We start from the raw sequence: 20,505 nt of genomic DNA, 5'->3' as shown, positions 1-20,505 counted from the left end.
AACTACTTAGCCTTATTAATTAAAATGAAAACCTTTTCATTCCTTGAAAAAAAATAATTAAGTACACATATCATTCTTAATCCTACTATTTATTATTTACATTTCATCACATATAAATTTCAGAACACGTGTGCATACCCTTCTAATTCAGATTATAAATAATATTCAAAATAATGTCAACAATAATATCCATCTTTGTATAAAAAATAACGATTTATTTTTTTGGATATTACAATTTTTCCCATCAAAAACACCACCAGTTTAACAACCAGTGGCATTTTATATTTTATTTTTTTATTCGGTTTTTTTTATGATTGTACACAAATTTGTAATGAGTTAACTTAAATCTCAGAGCTACTACAGATTCCTTCCGTCTAAACCAATGCCTGGTGTAGGGCTTCAGGTCGTTGTATAAAATGTATTATGTTTCCTTCTAGATCCTTAAAGAATGCTGTTTTTATACCTTTGGCATTTTCCTTCAACACTTCTATGATTTCTACATCATGAGTTAGAAGGTTTTGGTACTCTTCTTCAATATTATCTGTTCCAAATGATAAATGCCTAATTCCTTGGTACTTATTATTGAGGCTATGACTTTCTTGGTCAGCAGGACAAATCTCTAACATACTTTTATCTTCCATTAATAAAAAATATGTAGGCATTTGTTTTTTGTTATCGTAAACAATTTTGAAATCAAATAATTTCACATACCAATCTTTTAGTACGGTTGTATTTACTGCACAGATCCCTACATGTTCAAGTCTTAACATACTATCCACTCCTTCAGAATTTATTATTATATAGAATTTCCCTCTAAAAAGGCATAGTAAAACAAATACACCAGTTAATTTGTATTAGGATCATATTTTTTATCTATCAATATATTCATCCGTCCCCATAAACTCTCTGACTTGAGAAAGAGTGGGAAACCCTTCCATATCGCCTCTTACAAGGGTTGCCATGGCCCCTACAGCATTGGCTAACTTCCCACATTCCTCTAGACTCAATTGATTTAAAAGTCCCGATAAAAACCCAGCGGCATAACCATCCCCTGCACCTACGGTATCTATGGGTCGTTCTACTACATATCCCCTTACCATCTTTTCTTCCTGTCTGTTGGCGATATAACATCCTTCTTTCCCTAGCTTTACCGCAACAGTACTGCATCCCATATTTAAGAGCTGTTTTATCATTTCCTTCGGATCTTCTGTTCCTAACAAGAGCCTTCCTTCATCTACACCTGGAAACACAATGTCAGAGAGCTTTATCATTTCCAATATAGCGACTTTCGCTTCTTCGGCAGACCACAATTTCAGTCGAATATTGGGGTCAAAGGATATCAATACCCCATTTGCTTTCGCCATCTTTACCGCCTCATAGACAGCTTCTCTAGCACTTTGAGACAAAGCTAGGGTGATTCCTGTAACATGCAGGATCTTTGCTGATTTTATATATTCTAAATCTAAATCTTTAAATGTAATATTGCTTGCTGCTGAATTCTTTCTATAATAATACACCTTAGGATTTACATGAGCAAATCTCTCTTTAAAAAGTAATCCTGTACTATTACTGGGATCCGTCACAATTCTAGAGACATCTACACCTTCTCCCCTGATGACAGCTTCTATATATCTTCCAAATTCATCGTCTCCCAGCCTGGAAAACCATCCAACTCGATGTTTTAATCTTGCAAGAGCAATTGCTACATTTGACTCAGCTCCTGCAATTGTTTTATTAAAATTGTGAACATATCTTAAAGGACCCGTAGAATCTGGATTAAACAAAACCATGGACTCTCCAAAGGTAATCACCTCCATATTATCTTTTCCCCTTTCCATATCCACTTCTATCATCACTCCATCTGAATGGCCTTAATAAAATGTCTTTATCCTTTGCTATTTTTCGCATTCTAATGACCTCCCCTATTTCTTCTTTTCCATATTCGTTATCAATACAAAATTGTAGGAACCAGCATTGTATTTCACAATGCGGACCTCAGTTTCATTATACGGAATTTTCTCGATATATCAAAACATTAAATTCACTATAATCAGTTGTTTTCATATCCTTTCCCTTGGTATCTTCTAGTTTGCTCCATTTTTCTTACAATTCAGACATTTTGTGTCTATTTTATTATTTTTTTTTAAAAGCCACTCGTTTATCTACGAGTGGCTTTCAAATGCTAGAATAATTTTATAACAAAGCTACCTTTTTCAATCCTAATAAAATACCGTCCTTTGAAACTTGCTCAGTTACAAAATTAGCCTTTAGCTTTAATTCAGCTAAAGCATTTCCCATGGCAATACCTGTTCCAACGAATTCTAGCATCTCCATATCATTATGACCGTCCCCAAATGCATAGCTATCTTTTCGCTCATAGGACAATGCCTTTAAAATGGCCTCAATTCCTTTTGCTTTGCTCAATCCCTTTGGTATAATATCTAATGCCTGCTCATGCCATCTTAAAAACACAAAATCCTCAGAACGATTCATATAAATAGCTTCTTCTTCTTTTTGACAGCATAGTATTGCATGATATATTTCATTTTGACTCATGAAATTAGGATCATAAAGGGGTTCTGATAATTTCAAATCCGCCATGCATTTCTCTACAGCTGGATGACCTTCTATATTCACCTTAAAATCCTGATGATTTAAATAGATAATCGGATGTTGACTCTTCATTGCTAGATTTTCAATGGCTCTTAAGTCTTCCGTTGGTAAAATGCTCTTATAAATTACTTTTCCCTCTAAAACAACATACCCACCATTACAGCTTACATAGGTATCAATTCCTAACTCTTCACGTATATCTTCAAAATGAAAAGGCGCTCTACCTGTGGCGATGGCCACATAAACTCCTTTATCCTTCAGATCCTTAATTGCTTTTTTAGTAGAATCAGGCATCTTTTTGTCATGATCTAATAATGTTCCATCAATGTCGAAGAAAACGATTTTTCGTTCTTTATTCATCTTATTCACTTCCTCATCTTCAAAATTAAAACGATATTTACTAGCCTTATCATATAATAAGTTGCTTTGAAAATCAAATCAAATGAAAATGAACCTCAATCATATTTTAACCTGCACTCTTTAAAAATGATCACAACAAAACAGGTAACCAATTCCTATTGATTACCTGTTTACTATCATCTTTTTTAATATTCATAATATTTGTATCCTTCTCTATTCCGCAGACCTCACTATGTTTCCTTGCGTTTCACATACTACCATTAAAGACCTTCTTTCATTTCTTTAACACGCTTACGTATCCATAGGAGTGTTGCAAGTTATTCATGTTCATGTTGCGAAATAAATTAAAATCAAATTGAAACTCGAAATTAAAATCTAAATATCTAAATATCTAAATATCTAAATATCTAAATATCTAAATCTAAACTAAATCTAATTGAAAATCTAAATCTAATCAAACTTACACTTACACTTACACTTTTTCCTTAACCTTAAACTTAACCTTTTTCACGGTTCATCCTATAATACTTAAAGTGATGACCTGTTACTAGCGGAAAGGTCTGTTTCCTAGAGAAGGATACTAAGAAGAAGGGAGCTTCTTCTTAGTTATATTATAACCGAATATTCTAAATATATCAACTCTTTTTTCATAATTTTCTAATTTTTTATTTCCCAATTATTTCCTAGATTTTCCTTCTGTATGATCACATGCTATATATACTCGAAGGAACCTATCATTTTTTGTTACGATAGGCCCTTTAGTATACAGAGCCGCTTGCTCCACAGTTTGGACGGTTACGTTTCACAATATTATCATGTAAATCAACCTAGTTTATCACCTTTTTTAACAGGCTGCTCTGGTTGAATTAACACAACTCCTTGTGACCCATATACTCCTAATACTAATACTTCTGACATGAACTCACCAATTTGTCTTGGGGGGAAGTTTACAACTCCTAAAACTTGTTTGTGAATTAGCTCTTCCCTTTTATAGCATTCGGTTATTTGAGCACTAGATTTTTTTACACCAATTTCTTCACCAAAATCAACCCATAGTTTATATGCAGGTTTTTTAGCTTTTTCAAAAAATTCTACTTTAATAATCTCTCCTACTATAATCTCTAACTTCAAAAAATCATCAAATGTAGCCATATTCTATTACCTTCTTTCTTCTATACATATTTAATAAATAATCTCATCCTATAATAAAATAATTTTGGGTTTTATATATCGTACCGCTCTAGATTTGTAAAGCTTTCATTTTATCTTTTACGTTTACGTTTTCTTTTTCTGGATAAGAGTTTATTATTAATCCACAAAATAAAAGTAACCCACCGATCATAGAAACACTTGTAAAAATCTCATTAAACATAAATACCCCAAGCATAGCTGCAGTAAGTGGTTCTGCCAATGTTAAAGCAACCGCCTTAGGTGTTGAAGTATTAACAAGTCCATATGCAAATAGAGTATATGCTAAGGCAGCTGTTACTATTCCTAAATGTAGCGTTGTCATAATCCCACGTGTAGACATTACCCAACTTAAGTCGTTCATCAATAAAATTGGTGATAATATTATTGCACTTATAAAGAATACTAATCCATTAACCTCATCTCTTCGTGAATTCTCAAATAACTTTTTTGATACTTTTACATATATCGCATATGATAATCCTGCTCCTAAAGATAAACTCGAGCCCAATACGTCCACATTCATAGAATCTTGGCCACCGAAAAGTAAAGTACATCCAATAATAGATAGTATCGTACCTATAAGCCATCTTTTACTAAGCTTTTCTCCTATAAAATATTCAATAATACCTGAAAAAACAGGTGCACTTCCTAATGCTAAAACTGTACCGAGTGCAATACCCGTTTTAAATACTCCTGAAAAGAAAAGAGGTTGATAGAATGCCATACATATAGATGCTATTACTAGTAATTTCTTATCCACTTTTATCTTTGTTTTAAATCCGCCTCTTACTCTTGCCACTAAAAGTAAAAATGTTCCCCCTATTGCCATACGTAATGCACCAATTACAATTGGTGTAGCGTTTTGGGGAGCAAAAGCTTGTGCGGAACCTGTGGTTCCCCATAGTATCGCTGCCATTAGTACAAATACTTGTGCTCTCATTTTCGATTGTTCCATAACTTTGTCCTCCCAAAATATTTATATGCTCTACGAACTTTAAAACCTAAATCCATACAATCATTATAAAATACACAAGGATAAAGTTCTTTACTTAAATTGAGGAGCTTTTGCCCATTTCTCGGTATTTTTTACGATATGCACTTGGTGACAATGCTTGATGCTTTATAAATAGTCTGGTAAGGGATGATTGTTGTTCATATCCAACAAGTTGGGAAATCATAAGTATACTTAAGTCTGTATCTATCAAATATTCTTTAGCTTTTTCTAACCGTAGTTTTTGAATGTATACATTCGGTGTCATGCCAGTTTTTTTATTAAACCATTCAATATAATAGGATACATTAAAATTCTCAATTGCTGCCAATTTATCGATTGATATTTGCTCCTGAAAGTTATCATAAATATACTGTATGGAAATTGGTCTTGCTTCATCTAGTAGAAAATTGCAAGCATAGTTCACCAAGTCAGATAGTCCTCTTTTGTTTGCGTTTCGCGTTTCTTCAAGCAGAAGATATCTAATTGCTTTCCATCTATCATCGAGAACTTGATGCATTTCATACTTAAACGTATCTTCTAATAAAACCAGACTATTTTCTCTTGGGATATCAAGTACTAAAAACTGATTTATACTATCTGAGTTAAATGAATGATAACATTTAGGGGGTAGCAAAAACAAATGATTTTCATCTAAGCTTAATTCATGCTTATCTGTTTTTATAAATAAACTGCCCTGTAGTGGAAGTATTAGCTGACTATAACAATGATTATGTGTATAAGTTTTTTCTGTATATGTCCTGGTTTCGCACAATAATTTTTTTGATTGCATCGTTTTTCTCACCCAGCCTCTTTTATTGCTTCTTTCTATAATAAATAAATAGTATCATTGCTCTTTAAAAAATGATATCCTATTTAAAATCTGTCCGTTCTTTAATTTACATTATATCATAGTCATATCTTAAAGACCTATTTTATACATTCTCAAAATATTATTAATTACAAACGTTTATATCACTAGGTTTCAAATAAAACCGCGATCATTTATGATACAGTTCACCACATTATATTCTAAGTTAGTTGGAGGATAACTTACAGAGTTTTATAACTATTCTCATCAAAAAGTTGAAAAGAATACTTTATCGAGAAGATTGAAAGGTGGTGCTGAACAATGTTACAATATACAGGTAACAGCCTTAATTCTTCATGAAATAGTGTTCTGTGAAGCTAATAAAAATGCAGGTGGAATTTAGGTAACTATATTTAAGGGGGATTAGGATGAGTTATTTAGTTGTAAGTGAAATGCAAAATTTAATAGACCAAGCACAAGAAGTTGATAAAAAGACTTTACAAGTTTATACAAGAATGATAGGAAACCCTAGAAATCTTGAGGAATTCTTTCATAATTTTCAAGGTGCAGTGGAGAAAAACAATAATGAGCAAATGATTTATTTTAAAATTATTGAAAAGCTTAGAAATAAGCAACTCTTTCCTTTTGTTATGGAGACTATAAGGAATTCCAAAAATCCTATGCAGGTTCAAACAGCTTTTAAATCTACTGTAGCATTACCAGAAGACATAGAAGTAGTAAGGGAGAATATCACAACTATAATAGAAATAATGAAAAATAATATTGAAACCGAAGCTATTTATCATGGGGCATGTCTTCTTTATAGAATTGTAACTAAATATCCAGAGTTAGAAGAAAAACTACAAGAATCCAATCTTATTTTAACTTATCAAGATCTACAAAGGCTGCTTAAGAAATTTGACGTACTTGATAAATGGGAGACTGAAGGGCATAGAGGAAAATCAAAGCCAGGTTATTTTAAAAATCAAGAGATGTTCATGGACTTTGCTCTTACGTTTATTAAATTTCAATAAACAGATAGACTCATATAGAATATCCTGATTTATAATTTATTATACAGATGACACCAGTTTAAAAGAATTTATGCTGGTAAAACATCACCTCGATATTCCATCTCATTTCATAAGTCACAGGGACGTTTTAAGTCACAGTAAGTCACAGGGACGTTTTATTTGACGCGTCGTTATTTAATCTTCTGAATAATATTCGTACCGATACCCAGGCCCTTCTCTAATTGCCTAACACTAGCTGTCGTCTCCTCTTATATTTTTTAATTATGCTACCCTTTCTTTATTTTTCATACAGTGCAATTTTTCCATTCCTACCATGCCTATTATGGTCTTTATTAATGCGTCAGCAATATATCTTTTTTGTCATTTTTCATCACCCATTATTATCCTATCTCAGAAAATTTTGAATTCAATCAAAACATCCCTTTTACTTGCTTGTCTGCTTTCCTACCAAAGTGGTACAATATAGAAAACACCTACATGAAGGGAGTGATCTAATGATTAGGATCAAAGAACTCAGACAGGAAAAAGATTTCAGCCAAATACAGCTGGCAAAGCAATTTGATATCACACAACAGACGATTAGTAACTATGAAAGTGGTGTTCGAGAGCCGAGCATTACAACATTAAAAAATCTAGCGGACTTCTTCAATGTTTCTATCGATTACCTTCTGGAAAGAACCAATATTCCAGAGCCTGTTGGAGTCTTAGGTAGAAAAGATGATTATGAGGAGGGCTTACCTGAGGAAGCAAGACGGCAAATTGAAAGCTTTAAAGAATTTATCAAACAAAAATATGGATAGGTTCATCTCCTTTAACCTCAAACACCTCCAGAGTTAATTAGCAAGGACATAATATGCAAATAAAGTGATTATTGCCACTGTGCTATGTATAAATGAATATTTCCTTCAATTTTGGTACTTTATTCTTTATAAGTAAAAGATAAGGCTTGAACCTCAGCCCGTCCTTTTTTCTTTATTTGCATAGTTTTGTATTTTTAAATTTTTTTTATAAATAAGACTCTCCTCATTTAAATGGCTGCTGAATGGAATTTTATCTGTATGAATCCGATGATTAAGGTTAAAGTACCTACAAAAAATAAAGTGTCCAATCTAAAGTAGTAAATTCTACCTTAGGTTGGACAGAGTGGATTTGACAGGTGTTAAACACCTGTCAAATCCAGTATCTATATCATATTATATTTAGTTGGGGTTACATCATTGGCATCTAAAGGATGGGTATTTTGCAGGTTTTACCCCCCTTTTATTTTACCAGTTACAAAGTGATTCTCTTTTATATTTTTTGTTGATTTTTTTAATATGTTTGTCCAATTTCCATTGTCTGCCCCAAAATTCATTTTTAATCCTATCTAATCATTGGTACACTCCTAATCTTATAAATTCAGTCCCATATAGGCCTCGTTAATTTTAACTTAAGTGATCCCTAAGTACCTTTTTGTCACCGTTATGCCCCTGGCCCTCATATTCAAAGCACAAGTAGGTTTTACTTTAGGTTTTGAGTACTTCAAACCCTTCGTTTCTTCATCACTCCAAGTACGTAAGACAGATTTTAAGCCATTCTTATTAATAGCTTCCACAAGTCCACCAGAAACAAGATAGTATTCATCTTGAGGGTCTTCTTTAAGGAGACATTCAGTCTCTTCAACATAGTAAATACCCTTGGGAACTAAAGTAGCCCTGGACTCTAAACCCTAAGCCGTTAAAGAAATTCAAAAATAACTTCTCATAAAGTATTCTTAGGAGATCATCAAGCCTGGCATATCCCTGAACTGCCTTGAATCCAATTCCGTGAACCTTTAGTAAATCTTCTGTGGTTTTCAGCTGGTAGCCAGTTATCCCATGGGCCTTGTACAAACTTTCAAGTTGAAATCGATTGGTTTAATTTTTCTCTTCCTTTGATTCCATTAAGGTTCTATGAATATCCTGGAGTTGCGCAAAAATCATCAGTAAAGCGCCTAAGAGTGCTCCTCCAATAAGACCTACTTCACCCGCTACAGCTCCACCAAAGATACCAAAGATAACACATATAATTAAAAACCCTATGTAGATCATAAAATGCCCCCTATTTATCAAACATAATATATATATATTATAATATCTTGAGTTGAAAAGCCATATAAAAAAGGGAAGTTTTGTAAAAACTGCCCTCGATGCTGAAATCACAGTGTTTGATTGTTTAGAATGAAACCAACAATATTAATTATGAAAGCAATTGGACTAAGACATCGCTTATGGCATAATAGAATACAAGGGGGTTTGGATATGTTTAAATTATTTCTTATAATTTCTTCAATTTATTTATTTGCTCAAACGACAATGTTCTTATTCTCACCTAAAATATTTTATAAGTTTACTGATTTTTTTAGCGACACTATAAAATTAAACTTAAGATATAATAAGTTTAGTCACTTACTGGTTGCATACATTACTTCTGTCTATGCTTTTATAAAAGGAATCCAAATGGATAAAAATCAAGATTTAGATTTATTTAGCTTTTTTTTACTAGTTGTTTTACTAGTAATATCTATACCTATAAATATTGGTTTGACAAAAATAAAAAATATGCACTTAAGGCATGGTATAACAATATTTTTGGGAATATTCTTAGCTGCTATTATATTTTGGGGCGCTTTATTTAGTTCTTTATAAGTTCACCTTGTACAAATCAGAACTATTACATTACTCTCAAGACTTATTTAGCATGCTCCTCGTAGCTATAAAAAAGACAAAGTGCTGAAGTAATTAAACTTCTAAAATCCTTTGTCTCCTCTTAAGTGTTTTTTCTCTTTTCAGTCCATTCCCCTTTAAATCCTTGTTAAATCAGGGATTTAACAAAGCATACAAGCCACGGGGACGTTTTGTTTGCCATAAGTATTGCTTAATCTTATCTAATCTAATATGCCTCTTCCTATTTTTAGTATCCTTGATTCTAGCATATTATGCACTTCGGTGCTCTTCATTGTTATCATTATTGTTTATTTGTATGATTATTAATGGTTTCAATTACTTCATCTGTGCTCTCATTTATAGTGTATATAAAGCTAAAATCAAAGAATATAAATTTATAATCATAGTGTATTTTCACCGTATTATTATCAATTTCAACCTTCTTAATTTCTTCCCATCTAAAAGCAAACTTGTCACTAACAATACCTCTTTCTGAAATGCGATCTTTAGGTACATAGTATAGTGATAGTAGGATTAGAATTAAAACAGGCATAAAGCTCAAGCTCCATTTTAAAATTAACTGCAATTTCAGCATATCATAATAATCGTAGAGCAATGCAAGATCTTTATCTAGTTGGATCTCTCTAAATATGGTCATTAAATATAAAATTGATAATACTACATTAATAAACATGAGAAAGTAATATTGTTTTCCACGGACATTTTTTTCTTTTATGTATACAAGGGTATCACCAAAAGTAATCACTCGAAAGGATTGTTTAATGATTAAATATAGAATTATTATATACAGTAGTACAAGCACAAAGCTAAAGATTACATCTCCTAAACTTAAATAATCCATTTCATTCTCCTTTCATGTATTCATAAATTAAATATATGCTAAATCCCTGTTATCTGGAGTTACATACATGACCCAAAGGCTATCCAACAAGATACTGTTTAGCTATTGCCCTCATTCTGGTAAGATTCTTATCAACCCAACTGTATAAAACACTTCTATACTCTTGGTCCTTCTCAACTTTTTCCTTATCATAGTGATAGTACACTGCAATTCGACATGCCTTAGCACTCTTTAAAGGCTCCCAACTAATTTGTTCATCTTCAAATACTTTATCAATTTCTGGTTTGACATTTTCTAATATTTCATACCACTCGGTATTTTGGTTAGGGTTTTGGTGCCCTAAATATATCTCTACTCGCAAACGAGAACCTTGAGCCATCGATATGTTAGCATTTACGCCACTTTTTCCAATTGAGGAAGGAACCCATGAATCACTTGTTGTTCGACGTCCTTTTGCCCAAGGATGTCCATTTTCTGACAAGTACTCAAACATTTCTGACCAAAACTGTCTTCTAAATATATGACGTGGGCCTTCTTCATTTTCTACTGCTCTACGCATTCCACGTACAAAGTCACTTGGCCCAGATTCTAACCGAAATCTAACTGCTGGCCTAGATTCGTCAATCCTTATAACTTCTGGCCGAAGTAAAAAGAATGAGGTATCATCATTACTTATCTCATTTAACCACTCTATAGCTGTTCTATGTTCTTCCCTAACACTAGGTGTTATCCAAATAATAATTTGAGCATTCAAGCCCCCTGCATATGTAATAATCTGACCCAGATGTTTATGGTCACTCGAATCAAGTTGGTTTTCTATTACAACGACCTTTTCTGTTCCTTCCACTTTCCCTAAAATGTCTAACTGAAAATTACCTACCCTTTTTTCCGTTTGTTCAATGATTATTGGAAACCCAATAGCCTCTGAAATAGCTTGTGCATTTTCTGCTAGCCATGGCGTGAAATCTCTTTCTTCATTCAGCCATACTTCCCGAGGATTAATAATTTCAATCTTTCCCAAGTTTGGACCTTTCATAAAATCTCCCCCATTCATTGTCCGAAATCTCAATTATATATAACTACTTCATTACCAAATTGATTGACAATCATCTTCTATACTAAAGGTGTTCTCCAACATATTTCTAATTAACCTACTTACGACTTTTTTACGATAATAACCCCTGTTAATACTCAAACATGCTAGAAATCTATCAAAAGTAGAGCCCAGTACCCGTGTCCCATCATTCGTCAATATAGTATTATAATTCAAGTATAAATTCCTATATATGTCATCTTTATTATAGCAGAGTTGACGCACCTATCAATGCAAAGTATGGATTTTAAATGAATTATAGCTATTATTTAATTGAAAATCGTATATACACAATTGATATACTAAATATTCTGTTTTGTTTGGTGGTATCGTTGCCCACATCCCTATCGTGGTCTAGCTTTAGGGTCTTGTCTTTGCCCAGCATCACTTCTCTTTCCACAGGCTTCCCTTATTTATGGTCTATCTTCAGGGTGGGAAGACTGTTTTCAAAGCCCTCAATTTTATTCAGTATTTAAAAAGCAAGAGAAGAAAATCACTTCCCATGCTGATTTGATTCATAATACCCCAACTTAGTACATCGATACGAAACACCCCTTCTTTTGATAGAAGGCATGACAAGAACAATATCGTCTGAACTACGAACAAGTGGGATACCATTTTTAGATATCCCACTTGTTTTATATGATTAAATATTTTCTATTTTGCTGTTTATATATTCTTTTACAATAATATATTCTTCTTGATCTATATTTTTTAAATCTTTAACGTGATAGAACCTTTCATCTTCTAATTGGTTACCATTCATAATAAATTCCCACTTCATAATCCACGAGCTATTTTTCAAACCATATATATCCGATAAATCAACATAAAGACATTTATTTGGTTCTAATATACTTCGTAGTTTTTCAAATAGTTCAATTGTATAATCGGTAGGATTTACCTTGTTTACTGCTTCAATGAAATAACAATCTCTGTTTTTAAACTTAACTTTATTAAGCTTTGAAATTGCTTTGAAATTATCAGTAGGTATATTGAACTCTAAATAATTACTAACATAACTAAAAGCACTCATTAGTAAATCCTCCTTTCTATAAAGTAATATTAATTTATAAACAGCGTATAACTTCTATTAATCAGGTCGATTATTTCATTATATTGATCAAGTCCATCGTTATAATTGGGAATTTTAATAGTAGGTCGTGGTCCACTATGACTTATAGGATTTCTTAAATCTTTCATAAGAGAGTACATTTCGCTTAAAATGTTTAATTGTTCATTCTTAATTTTGTCATCAAAACTTAGTTTATGATGATATTGACTTAACAAGTTTCTATTCCCATCAAAAATATTGCCAGAGTTCCAATCTGACTTTTTCATCTCTCTATTTTTAGATATATCTATAGTTTTCAACAAAGTTTTAAAATATCCTTCAAAAGCTCTACAAGTACTATCGATAAGTATTCCGTAGTCAGGAATTTTTATCCTTTGCCCCACATGCTACGCCGCACTAGAGCAACTGATTTATATCAAAATGGTGTTGAACTGGCATTGGTGTCTAAAATTCTCGGCCATGCCTCTATTGAAACTACTAAAATCTACGCAAAACCATCCATGGAAATGATAAGACAGGCACTAGAATCTGTTGAAACACCAAAACAGGCTACTGAAAAGCCATTATGGAAAGAATGCAGCGAAGAAGAACTGGCAAAACTGTGTGGATTGAGGTAAAGTAAAATCCTCAGGATTTGTGATGCAAATACCGAAATTATGCGGCCTGCATCAAATCCTGAGGATTTTTAAAAGATGAGGATAAGGCTAATTATCTTAACATTTGGATAATTAGCCGAACGTGCCATTAAGCCCTTTGTTTTAGGAAGAAAAAATTACCTCTTCTCGAAGTCGCCTAAGGGTGCCACGGCAAGTGGCATCTGCTACTCCATCATCGAAACAGCTAAGGCCAACAAGCTGAATCCGTTTCATTATCTAACATACCTATTTGAACAGCTTCCAAACCTGGACATTGAAGATCCAGAGGCCTTGGACGCCCTGTTACCATGGGCACAATTCCTACCTAATGAGGTCAGACATAAAACAGAAAAGAATGATTAAAGATAGACCGTTTACCTTAACTGGGTAAGCGGTATTTTTATGGTACCAAACTTTACTGGACTTAACCATGTGTGTTGGCTTTTACGCTTACATTATTGTAGTAAATTGGAAATTATTCTCCGTTTTTGTTTGCCAAAATCTCTCCCTTTTATTTTACCAGTTACAACAGATAGATCTATCATTATTATTTTGAATAATATGATGAGATAGAACCAAGCGTGTACTTTTTGAGTACCACCATGTGCATCTAATAGAGCCACTATGTTCATATGAGAGCCACCGCTATATGGCATTGATGGACCGCCATATGATGTTATTTGTTTTTACTTATCCTGCAATCCATGGCGTTCTCGCATTGAGACGGTACCATCAATATGGATCGAATAGGAATCGTGAACAAAAGATTGTAGATCCATTTTAATGTCTTGACCCAATGTTCTCAATGAGATCACGAGCTTCCACTCCTTTAAGTGGCACTAATAGCCACTCATCAAGGATAAATAAACTTACGTTTTTATACCGCTTGATGATTTTTTAAATATGCCTTCGCACTTCGCCCCTAGTGATCGCTAATCCATCGAGTAAATCAGGAGGACGAACATACTTAACGGTGTGGTAATTAAGGCAGGCTACTATTTGCTAATGCACGATCGATAAATGGCTTGCCATTGCCTGATGCACCCATAATAATGATGTTATTTTTCTACTGAACATAATTACAGGTCGCCAAACGAGTGATTTGTCACTTATCTAATTCTCTATCACTATGTGAGTACTATTCATTTTAAGATCAATCGATACGCTCAAGCTGATTCGCTTTAACGGGTAAACTGAGCCACCTTCACGCTGAGAATGATCCACCCTGTTGCTGATGGATCCATTAAAGATTATATGCAGTCCAGCAGTTCGACAAACTAGTGTTTATACTGCGAAAGCTTATTTACAATGAGGGAAGGCATGTTAGGCTTACAGCTAGGCATCACCTTGACCTGACTGCATAGGCACGCAGTATTATAAAGGTGATGTCTCTGATGTCTAGTAATATGCCTTTGGAGGCTCGTTGTAAATAAGACCGTGGAATAAATGCGGTAAACATGAAAATATCTCTTATGGGTCACCTAGCGTGAGGGCTGAGCAATCCAAGTGTATCGACGGATCTTAATGAGCATATTCTGCAAAAAAGATAAGTGGCTCTCTCAGTACCAAGGTGGTTCCATATCGTGCACATCGTGGTTCTCAAAAATCGGTAGGGCGGCTCTATCCAATCATATTATTCATATTTGTGTTTTCTCGAGGTTTTTCAGTGGTTTTGACCTGGTTTTCCCGTGGTTCTCTCATTTGAATATGAAAAGTATCTACAAAAAAACAAAATTTCCCACGGACATTAATTCTTTTGAGGAATCCGTGGGAAAATTACTATTTGTGATGATGAATATGGTCGTCAAACTCAGTATTCATCATATTTAACGGTTGGGTGTTCTTACATCATTGGCATCTAAAGGATGGGTATTTTACAGGTTTTACCCCCCTTTTATTACTACTTAATATCACCTTTAAAAATTGAAATTTCAACGATTTTATATTTTATTAAACTCTATAAATATTTAGAGAATTTTATAGGTTTTTATGTAATGTGGGAAGTGCGTGGGCAGTATAGAAGGTGATAGTCTTTAATTAGGTTATCACCTTTTTATTTTTTATACTTTTGTATAAGGCTACATGGCCTCTTCCTTACCAATTCTATTGAGTTGGTTTTGAAACTTTTTGCATTTTTAGCTAAAGCTTGGAATTATAAGATTTAGAGCGTTTACGCATATGGCATTATTAGTTGTTTTGTTTTCTATTTTTGTAAAAAGTGGCACGCAAGTGGCACGGATTTTTTTTTATCCTTTACCTCTTTAAATCTAGATAAAGTTGCTTTTAGTAAATATGGATGCACTATAAGCGTAAGTTACTACGAAGTAGATATAACCTCTTTTTAAAGTATTAGTCACTTGACCTTTATTTTATGAATAATGATAACATCTGCAAAAACGTCATTATAAGGTACGGTTCAAGGTTATTAAATCCTATTGTACTGTACCCACCATCTGAATTCTTACATTAGCTTTAACATGAACAACAGCATGAGCGAATTGTTCATTCCAATCATCAGCTTCAAAATACTCTGGATGGTTTACCTTTACATATCTTCCATACCCAATATTATCATTTTCATATTCATTTTGTAACTTCTTAATTAACTTTTTACAGATAGCTTCTAAATGAAGATTAGCAGCTTTTTCCATGTCTTCAATGATTTTTTCATCAAAAACTGATTCCGAAGAAGTATATTCAGAAATATAAGTAGTTAAAGAAATTTCATGATAAATATGTAGCCGAGAATCTTTGATTTCTGTTTTAATTTTACTTTTACCACTTTTAACTCTTAAAGTTAAGACTGGATATTCATCTATATCTCCTAAGGGATAGGACAGGGTTATAAAACCGTCCTGCACTTGTCCCGTTAGTACAATAAAGGCAAAGCTTTCAATTCCCTCAAGCTTTCCTATCATTTTATCTTGTCTAAACAAACTAATCGTATTAACTAGAAATTCACTAGGTTTGTTACCATACTTAATAAAAGGAATCACAGGTTCGATCCCATCGGTTTTTAATGCATTATGAAATACTCTCAAAGTAATAAAGGGAATTGTTGAAGTCTCATTGCTTTGTCGTAACAAATCGGATACATAAAGGCTGACTATAGGGATACCTGCAGGATCTATATCCATTAAATCAACAGCTCTACCTTCAACTACTACGGGCTTAATCGTGCCTCGCCCTTCTGGATCCCTAAGCATAGAATCTATATGTTTTCCAATGCCTTTCTTAGCTGCTTCTTCTCCAATAAAGAATATCTTGGTATTTGCAAAAGTAATACGTCTAGCTGCTTTGTTTTGGATATTATCCTGAGCATTTCTAATGGATGTTCCTTCGCTGGAGATTTCTATTTTAGGTTCATTAGCTTCCGGATGGACAGTTGGAGCTACTATAGTAACTAGATACCTTTCTGGATTTTCTTTACTAATATCTACTCCAATACCATAAACCAAGTACAAATCATCTAACTGTTTTGCATCCCAACAAGAGGATAAGAGTAAACATATAAGCATAAGCAATAGTAGTTTACATACCTTTTTCATGATTAACCCTCTTTCCCTTTAGTATATACATAAGTAGAAGCAAGATAGGAAGCACAAAACCAAATCCAATATTTGCTTTCCCTATTATTTCGCTGATGGATACCACCTTTACAGAGTTTTGAGGAAGTAAAGAAAGAATAAACACGATTGGTGCTAGAAAATACACAAAGGTATTTATTTTTTTTACCTTTAAGATAGACTGAAAAGCGATACATCCTGCTATGTATTGTATAGTGAGGGTGCCTAGTACTGAAAAAGTCCAAAAAAACGTAAAGAAAATCTCAATTCGTTCAATGATGGGAAAATCTAAAACATCAAGGTAATGAATAAAAGTATATAAAATATCAGCGATCTCTTGATAGCCAAATAGGGCAATCTGACTGGCTACCATACTGGTATATAATAGTGTTACAAATATAATAGATACTACAGAATACTTTAAATTATTTTTATTCTTATTGGATATATAGGGATATATAAGTAGGAGTACTTCATAACCTGCAAAGGCGTAAAAAGAAGGGATTACTCCTTTAATAATATTGGTAAATCCACTTCCCCCTACAGGCCTTAAATTTAGTAAAGAGGCTTGGGAAAGAGAAGGGAACATTAAGAATATAAAAGGAATAATAGAAAAAACAACAATTTCATTAAAGCGACCCACAGAGGTTAGTCCATCCTTTGTAATATAGATAAGGGTTAATACAATAATGAAGGAAATCACAAACAATGGTGTTTTAGGTAAAAACCAAGTACCAATCAATTCGCATAAAAGTCTAATAATCACAGAAGTAGTTAAAACCGCATAAAAACCATAAAGACAAACAATTACATAGGCAATGGGCTTACTTAATAGAAAAGAAGTGTACTGAAAAAATGTACAGTTTGGAAATTTACTAATTACAAAAATGATCAACCCTACCATAAAACCAATGCTTAGTCCATTAAGTAGAACAGAAATCCAAGCATCCTGTTGAGATATAGCAGCGGCAGATCTAGCAAGACCCAAAATCCCAGTCCCCACCATCATACTAATAATCATTATATAACTTTGCCCTGATGAAATTTCCCCATTTCTATACTTACTAATCATGGAGACTACCTCCTATTCTATTTCCTTCTTTTGTTTCTATTAGATGCAGGAGTAGGTCGGGTTTTAAGTCCCCAAAGAGGTGCTCGGAGGACCGCATCCTTCATATCATCTGTATTAATGGGAGCAAATGGTGCTAAAAAAGGATAGCCAAAGGAGTTCAATTTACACATATGGGCAATGATCCAAGTCCAGGTAATAATGATTCCAAAGGCCCCAAAGGTTGCTGCCATAAGAATCATAGGAAGCCTTATAAACCGAATAGAATAGGAGGTACTAAAATGTGGAAATATATAGGATCCAATAGCAGTAATGGCTACCACCACTACCATCATTGGGCTTATTATACGTGCTCTTACCGCTGCATCTCCTATCACAAGTGCCCCTACAATACCGATGGTTTGACCAATTTTAGAGGGAAGACGAGCGCTAGCCTCCCTTAGAAGTTCTATGGTTCCTTCCATTAACATAGCCTCTACCACTGGCGGGAAAGGGACGTCTACCCTGGTTTTTGCAATATCTAGTATAAAGTCTGCTGGGAGCAAGTCCTGGTGGAACGTAGTAACAGCAACATAAATTGCTGGAAAAGTTGTGGCAATAACAAACCCTAGATATCGAATAAGGCGTACCATATTTGCGAAAATAAATCTTTCATAGTAATCATCAGGAGATTGCAACAACTGGACCAATCCCACAGGGAATATGAGGGCATCAGGGGACCCATCAACTAAAACAACCATTCGACCCTCCAATAAATTACCACAAACCTTATCAGGACGTTCCGTCACTTGCATTTGAGGAAAGATTGAAAAGGTGTTGTTCTCCAAAAATTGTTCGATATAGCCAGAATCAAAAATGCCATCAATTTTAATTTCTTCTAACTTGTTTAACGTATACTGGAGAACTTCTTGATTAACAATATCATCTATATAAACTACCGCTACGCTAGTGTGACTTCTGGAACCAACCTTCAAATCTTTAATTTTCAAATTAGGGTCCTTAAGTTTTCGTCTAATCATTGCTGTGTTAGTACGAATATTCTCAACAAAACCTTCTTTGGACCCTCTAATCACACTTTCGACTGAAGATTCTTCTATTGACCTTGACTCTCCGCCTCGTGTATCTAATAAGAGAGCCTCATCAGACCCCTCTATAAATAGCACTGTATCTCCAGATAAGATACTATGAATGATTTCATCAAGTTTTTTTGTAACTCTTATGCTGTTAATTAAAATAATATCCTGTAATAGCGCTACATTTATATCAGAGGATTTCTTTAATCCATTGGCAAAATTAATTGGTTTAATGATACTTTCATTAACGAGTGTACTGTCAATAAGCCCATCAGTAAAAACCAAAAGCATTAACCCAGATTTGCTACTACCAGCATTTATTCTTAACTCTCTAAAGGTAATGTCACTGCAATCCTTGAACCTATTTTCTAGATAAGTAGTATTATCATGAAGTTTTTTAGAAACAAGCCTACTATCTTCAATATATGGCCTAGGCTCTCCAGTAAAGTTTGATTTTAACCTTTTGAACTTATCAAATAAACCCAATATATATCACTCCAACTATTCATCACTATGTATATATTATTGATATTAATTTTCATAATATACATCTGAGAATATTAAACCTACTAGAAAGCAACAGCCTAGGGGGAATTTCAAATGACAACAATGCCTCAGATACAAGAGATGCAGCTCTTAAAATGGCTACTTTTTTTCAATGTTAGAGGAACGTTAGAAGTTTTGCAAAAAACAAAAAATGTTAGAAGTATAAACTCCTAACATTCGTTCAAATTTCAATCTTTCATAATGGCGCGCCTTGAGGGATTCGAAGTTGTGTATTCGACTATTTTTAACTATAGGTAAGTATGTCTAACCATTTTAATTTCACTGTTTATCATTTTTGATTTTTTGTGCCAGTAGCTAACTTTAGGGTTCTTTTTTCAAAAATTGGCACCCAAGTGGCACTCACTATTTTTCAATCCTTTACCTCTTTAAATCTAGATAAAGTCGGTTTTAGTAAATATGGATGCTCTATAATTGCTTGTTAGAGCATTTTATGTAGCATTCCTTCTATTTAACTCCTGTAGAGCCGAATCCACCTTCAGCTCTTTGTGTATCTGATAACTCATCTACTTCCAAAATTTTAACTTTTAGTACTGGTTTAATAACCATTTGTGCGACCTTCATATGTTTTTCTACTTTGAAACTTTCTTTACCATGATTAATCAATATAACTCCTATTTCACCTCTATATCCTTCATCAATTGTTCCTGGTGTATTTAGAACAGTTATCGAATTTTTTAAAGCTAACCCACTTCGAGGTCTTATTTGAGCTTCAGTTTTTTCGGGTAATTCTATTTTAATCCCCGTATGTATCAAAGCAACTCCCCCTGGATCAATAACTTTTTCTTCAATAGAAAACAAATCCATTCCTGCATCACCATCATGTGCATACTCGGGTAATTTTGCTAAGTTATTAATTCTTTTAATTTTTATATTGAACATCT

20 protein-coding genes and 1 pseudogene are annotated in these 20,505 nt (G+C 33.6%); 5 read left to right on the top strand and 16 right to left on the bottom strand.

The features are described from left to right. Positions 1-374 precede the first annotated feature (374 nt). The 6 genes from AMET_RS04400 to AMET_RS04375 all read right to left on the bottom strand — a co-directional run bounded on the left by AMET_RS04400 (position 375) and on the right by AMET_RS04375 (position 5,948). Positions 375-770, bottom strand: a complete 396-nt coding sequence (locus tag AMET_RS04400; protein WP_012062157.1) for a VOC family protein — start codon at positions 768-770, stop codon at positions 375-377. Positions 771-869: 99 nt separating this feature from the next. Further along, entirely contained in the window at positions 870-1,838 is a 969-nt protein-coding gene (locus AMET_RS04395) for a sugar kinase (protein WP_242661456.1), read from the bottom strand. A 355-nt stretch (positions 1,839-2,193) separates the two neighbouring features. After that, on the bottom strand, positions 2,194-2,973 hold the full coding sequence (locus AMET_RS04390) for a Cof-type HAD-IIB family hydrolase (protein ID WP_012062155.1): 780 nt from the start codon (positions 2,971-2,973) through the stop codon (positions 2,194-2,196). Between the two features lie 822 nt (positions 2,974-3,795). Continuing rightward, a complete protein-coding gene (locus tag AMET_RS04385; RefSeq protein ID WP_012062154.1) occupies positions 3,796-4,125 on the bottom strand; it encodes a tRNA-binding protein in 330 nt (109 codons plus the stop codon). 88 nt (positions 4,126-4,213) lie between these two features. Continuing rightward, positions 4,214-5,119 (bottom strand): DMT family transporter, encoded by a 906-nt coding sequence (locus AMET_RS04380; RefSeq protein WP_012062153.1) that lies wholly within the window; start codon positions 5,117-5,119, stop codon positions 4,214-4,216. Between the two features lie 94 nt (positions 5,120-5,213). Further along, on the bottom strand, positions 5,214-5,948 hold the full coding sequence (locus AMET_RS04375) for a helix-turn-helix domain-containing protein (protein ID WP_012062152.1): 735 nt from the start codon (positions 5,946-5,948) through the stop codon (positions 5,214-5,216). A 446-nt stretch (positions 5,949-6,394) separates the two neighbouring features. On the opposite strand from AMET_RS04375, the gene AMET_RS04370 reads away from it, so the two are divergent. Further along, positions 6,395-7,000: a hypothetical protein gene (locus tag AMET_RS04370; protein ID WP_012062151.1), complete on the top strand. Its 606-nt coding sequence runs from the start codon at positions 6,395-6,397 to the stop codon at positions 6,998-7,000. A 494-nt stretch (positions 7,001-7,494) separates the two neighbouring features. Continuing rightward, entirely contained in the window at positions 7,495-7,800 is a 306-nt protein-coding gene (locus tag AMET_RS04365; RefSeq protein WP_012062150.1) for a helix-turn-helix domain-containing protein, read from the top strand. 1,095 nt (positions 7,801-8,895) lie between these two features. Here AMET_RS04365 and AMET_RS25540 read toward each other — a convergent pair. Then, positions 8,896-9,069, bottom strand: a complete 174-nt coding sequence (locus tag AMET_RS25540; RefSeq protein ID WP_157047151.1) for a hypothetical protein — start codon at positions 9,067-9,069, stop codon at positions 8,896-8,898. A 210-nt stretch (positions 9,070-9,279) separates the two neighbouring features. Between AMET_RS25540 and AMET_RS04355 the strand changes: the two genes are divergently transcribed. Further along, positions 9,280-9,666 carry a hypothetical protein gene (locus AMET_RS04355; RefSeq protein ID WP_012062145.1) on the top strand — a complete coding sequence of 129 codons (387 nt, stop codon included), beginning with the start codon at positions 9,280-9,282 and terminating at the stop codon, positions 9,664-9,666. A 319-nt stretch (positions 9,667-9,985) separates the two neighbouring features. Here AMET_RS04355 and AMET_RS04350 read toward each other — a convergent pair whose 3' ends face one another. From AMET_RS04350 to AMET_RS04335, 5 genes are all read right to left on the bottom strand, one after another. Then, positions 9,986-10,546, bottom strand: coding sequence for a hypothetical protein (locus tag AMET_RS04350; protein WP_012062144.1), 561 nt, complete (start codon positions 10,544-10,546; stop codon positions 9,986-9,988). 79 nt (positions 10,547-10,625) lie between these two features. Then, a complete protein-coding gene (locus AMET_RS04345) occupies positions 10,626-11,582 on the bottom strand; it encodes a DUF4268 domain-containing protein (protein WP_012062121.1) in 957 nt (318 codons plus the stop codon). A gap of 322 nt (positions 11,583-11,904) precedes the next feature. Beyond that, on the bottom strand, positions 11,905-12,039 hold the full coding sequence (locus AMET_RS26795; RefSeq protein WP_012062143.1) for a hypothetical protein: 135 nt from the start codon (positions 12,037-12,039) through the stop codon (positions 11,905-11,907). A 246-nt stretch (positions 12,040-12,285) separates the two neighbouring features. Further along, the gene (locus AMET_RS04340) at positions 12,286-12,675 is read right to left on the bottom strand and encodes a hypothetical protein (RefSeq protein WP_012062142.1); all 390 of its coding nucleotides are present in this window, start codon (positions 12,673-12,675) and stop codon (positions 12,286-12,288) included. A gap of 29 nt (positions 12,676-12,704) precedes the next feature. After that, positions 12,705-13,097 (bottom strand): type II toxin-antitoxin system RnlA family toxin, encoded by a 393-nt coding sequence (locus tag AMET_RS04335; protein ID WP_012062141.1) that lies wholly within the window; start codon positions 13,095-13,097, stop codon positions 12,705-12,707. Between AMET_RS04335 and AMET_RS04330 the strand changes: the two genes are divergently transcribed. Both AMET_RS04330 and AMET_RS24815 read left to right on the top strand, forming a co-directional pair. Next, the gene (locus tag AMET_RS04330; protein ID WP_041720344.1) at positions 13,098-13,331 is read left to right on the top strand and encodes a tyrosine-type recombinase/integrase; all 234 of its coding nucleotides are present in this window, start codon (positions 13,098-13,100) and stop codon (positions 13,329-13,331) included. It abuts the gene before it with no gap. A gap of 114 nt (positions 13,332-13,445) precedes the next feature. Further along, positions 13,446-13,712 (top strand): annotated as a pseudogene (locus tag AMET_RS24815) (transposase domain-containing protein); the annotation flags it as partial. 2,069 nt (positions 13,713-15,781) lie between these two features. Here the strand turns inward: AMET_RS24815 and AMET_RS04320 are convergent. The 4 genes from AMET_RS04320 to dut form a co-directional block, all read right to left on the bottom strand. Beyond that, entirely contained in the window at positions 15,782-16,897 is a 1,116-nt protein-coding gene (locus tag AMET_RS04320; protein ID WP_012062140.1) for a Ger(x)C family spore germination protein, read from the bottom strand. Beyond that, positions 16,881-17,987, bottom strand: a complete 1,107-nt coding sequence (locus tag AMET_RS04315; protein ID WP_012062139.1) for a GerAB/ArcD/ProY family transporter — start codon at positions 17,985-17,987, stop codon at positions 16,881-16,883. Before AMET_RS04315 ends, AMET_RS04320 begins: the two co-directional genes overlap by 17 nt. Positions 17,988-18,004: 17 nt before the next feature. After that, positions 18,005-19,543, bottom strand: a complete 1,539-nt coding sequence (locus tag AMET_RS04310; protein ID WP_012062138.1) for a spore germination protein — start codon at positions 19,541-19,543, stop codon at positions 18,005-18,007. 525 nt (positions 19,544-20,068) lie between these two features. After that, positions 20,069-20,503, bottom strand: coding sequence for a dUTP diphosphatase (dut, locus tag AMET_RS04305; RefSeq protein ID WP_012062137.1), 435 nt, complete (start codon positions 20,501-20,503; stop codon positions 20,069-20,071). Between the last annotated feature and the right edge of the window lie 2 nt (positions 20,504-20,505).

Origin of the sequence: Alkaliphilus metalliredigens QYMF (assembly GCF_000016985.1) — a bacterium.
GTDB classification, from domain to species: domain Bacteria; phylum Bacillota; class Clostridia; order Peptostreptococcales; family Natronincolaceae; genus Alkaliphilus_A; species Alkaliphilus_A metalliredigens.
The sequence above is the reverse complement of the archived record's forward strand: the minus strand, read 5'-3'. Positions and strand labels throughout refer to the sequence as shown.

Excerpts from the sequence above, each read along its gene's own strand:
- AMET_RS04395 (WP_242661456.1), bottom strand. The coding sequence starts at position 1,838 with ATGGAAAGGGGAAAAGATAATATGGAGGTGATTACCTTTGGAGAGTCC.
- AMET_RS04400 (WP_012062157.1), bottom strand. The coding sequence starts at position 770 with ATGTTAAGACTTGAACATGTAGGGATCTGTGCAGTAAATACAACCGTA.
- AMET_RS04380 (WP_012062153.1), bottom strand. The coding sequence starts at position 5,119 with ATGGAACAATCGAAAATGAGAGCACAAGTATTTGTACTAATGGCAGCG.
- AMET_RS04390 (WP_012062155.1), bottom strand. The coding sequence starts at position 2,973 with ATGAATAAAGAACGAAAAATCGTTTTCTTCGACATTGATGGAACATTA.
- AMET_RS04350 (WP_012062144.1), bottom strand. The coding sequence starts at position 10,546 with ATGGATTATTTAAGTTTAGGAGATGTAATCTTTAGCTTTGTGCTTGTA.
- AMET_RS04365 (WP_012062150.1), top strand. The coding sequence starts at position 7,495 with ATGATTAGGATCAAAGAACTCAGACAGGAAAAAGATTTCAGCCAAATA.
- AMET_RS04375 (WP_012062152.1), bottom strand. The coding sequence starts at position 5,948 with ATGCAATCAAAAAAATTATTGTGCGAAACCAGGACATATACAGAAAAA.
- AMET_RS04330 (WP_041720344.1), top strand. The coding sequence starts at position 13,098 with ATGCTACGCCGCACTAGAGCAACTGATTTATATCAAAATGGTGTTGAA.
- AMET_RS04315 (WP_012062139.1), bottom strand. The coding sequence starts at position 17,987 with ATGATTAGTAAGTATAGAAATGGGGAAATTTCATCAGGGCAAAGTTAT.
- AMET_RS04345 (WP_012062121.1), bottom strand. The coding sequence starts at position 11,582 with ATGAAAGGTCCAAACTTGGGAAAGATTGAAATTATTAATCCTCGGGAA.
- dut (WP_012062137.1), bottom strand. The coding sequence starts at position 20,503 with ATGTTCAATATAAAAATTAAAAGAATTAATAACTTAGCAAAATTACCC.
- AMET_RS04340 (WP_012062142.1), bottom strand. The coding sequence starts at position 12,675 with ATGAGTGCTTTTAGTTATGTTAGTAATTATTTAGAGTTCAATATACCT.
- AMET_RS04385 (WP_012062154.1), bottom strand. The coding sequence starts at position 4,125 with ATGGCTACATTTGATGATTTTTTGAAGTTAGAGATTATAGTAGGAGAG.
- AMET_RS04320 (WP_012062140.1), bottom strand. The coding sequence starts at position 16,897 with ATGAAAAAGGTATGTAAACTACTATTGCTTATGCTTATATGTTTACTC.
- AMET_RS25540 (WP_157047151.1), bottom strand. The coding sequence starts at position 9,069 with ATGATCTACATAGGGTTTTTAATTATATGTGTTATCTTTGGTATCTTT.
- AMET_RS04370 (WP_012062151.1), top strand. The coding sequence starts at position 6,395 with ATGAGTTATTTAGTTGTAAGTGAAATGCAAAATTTAATAGACCAAGCA.
- AMET_RS04355 (WP_012062145.1), top strand. The coding sequence starts at position 9,280 with ATGTTTAAATTATTTCTTATAATTTCTTCAATTTATTTATTTGCTCAA.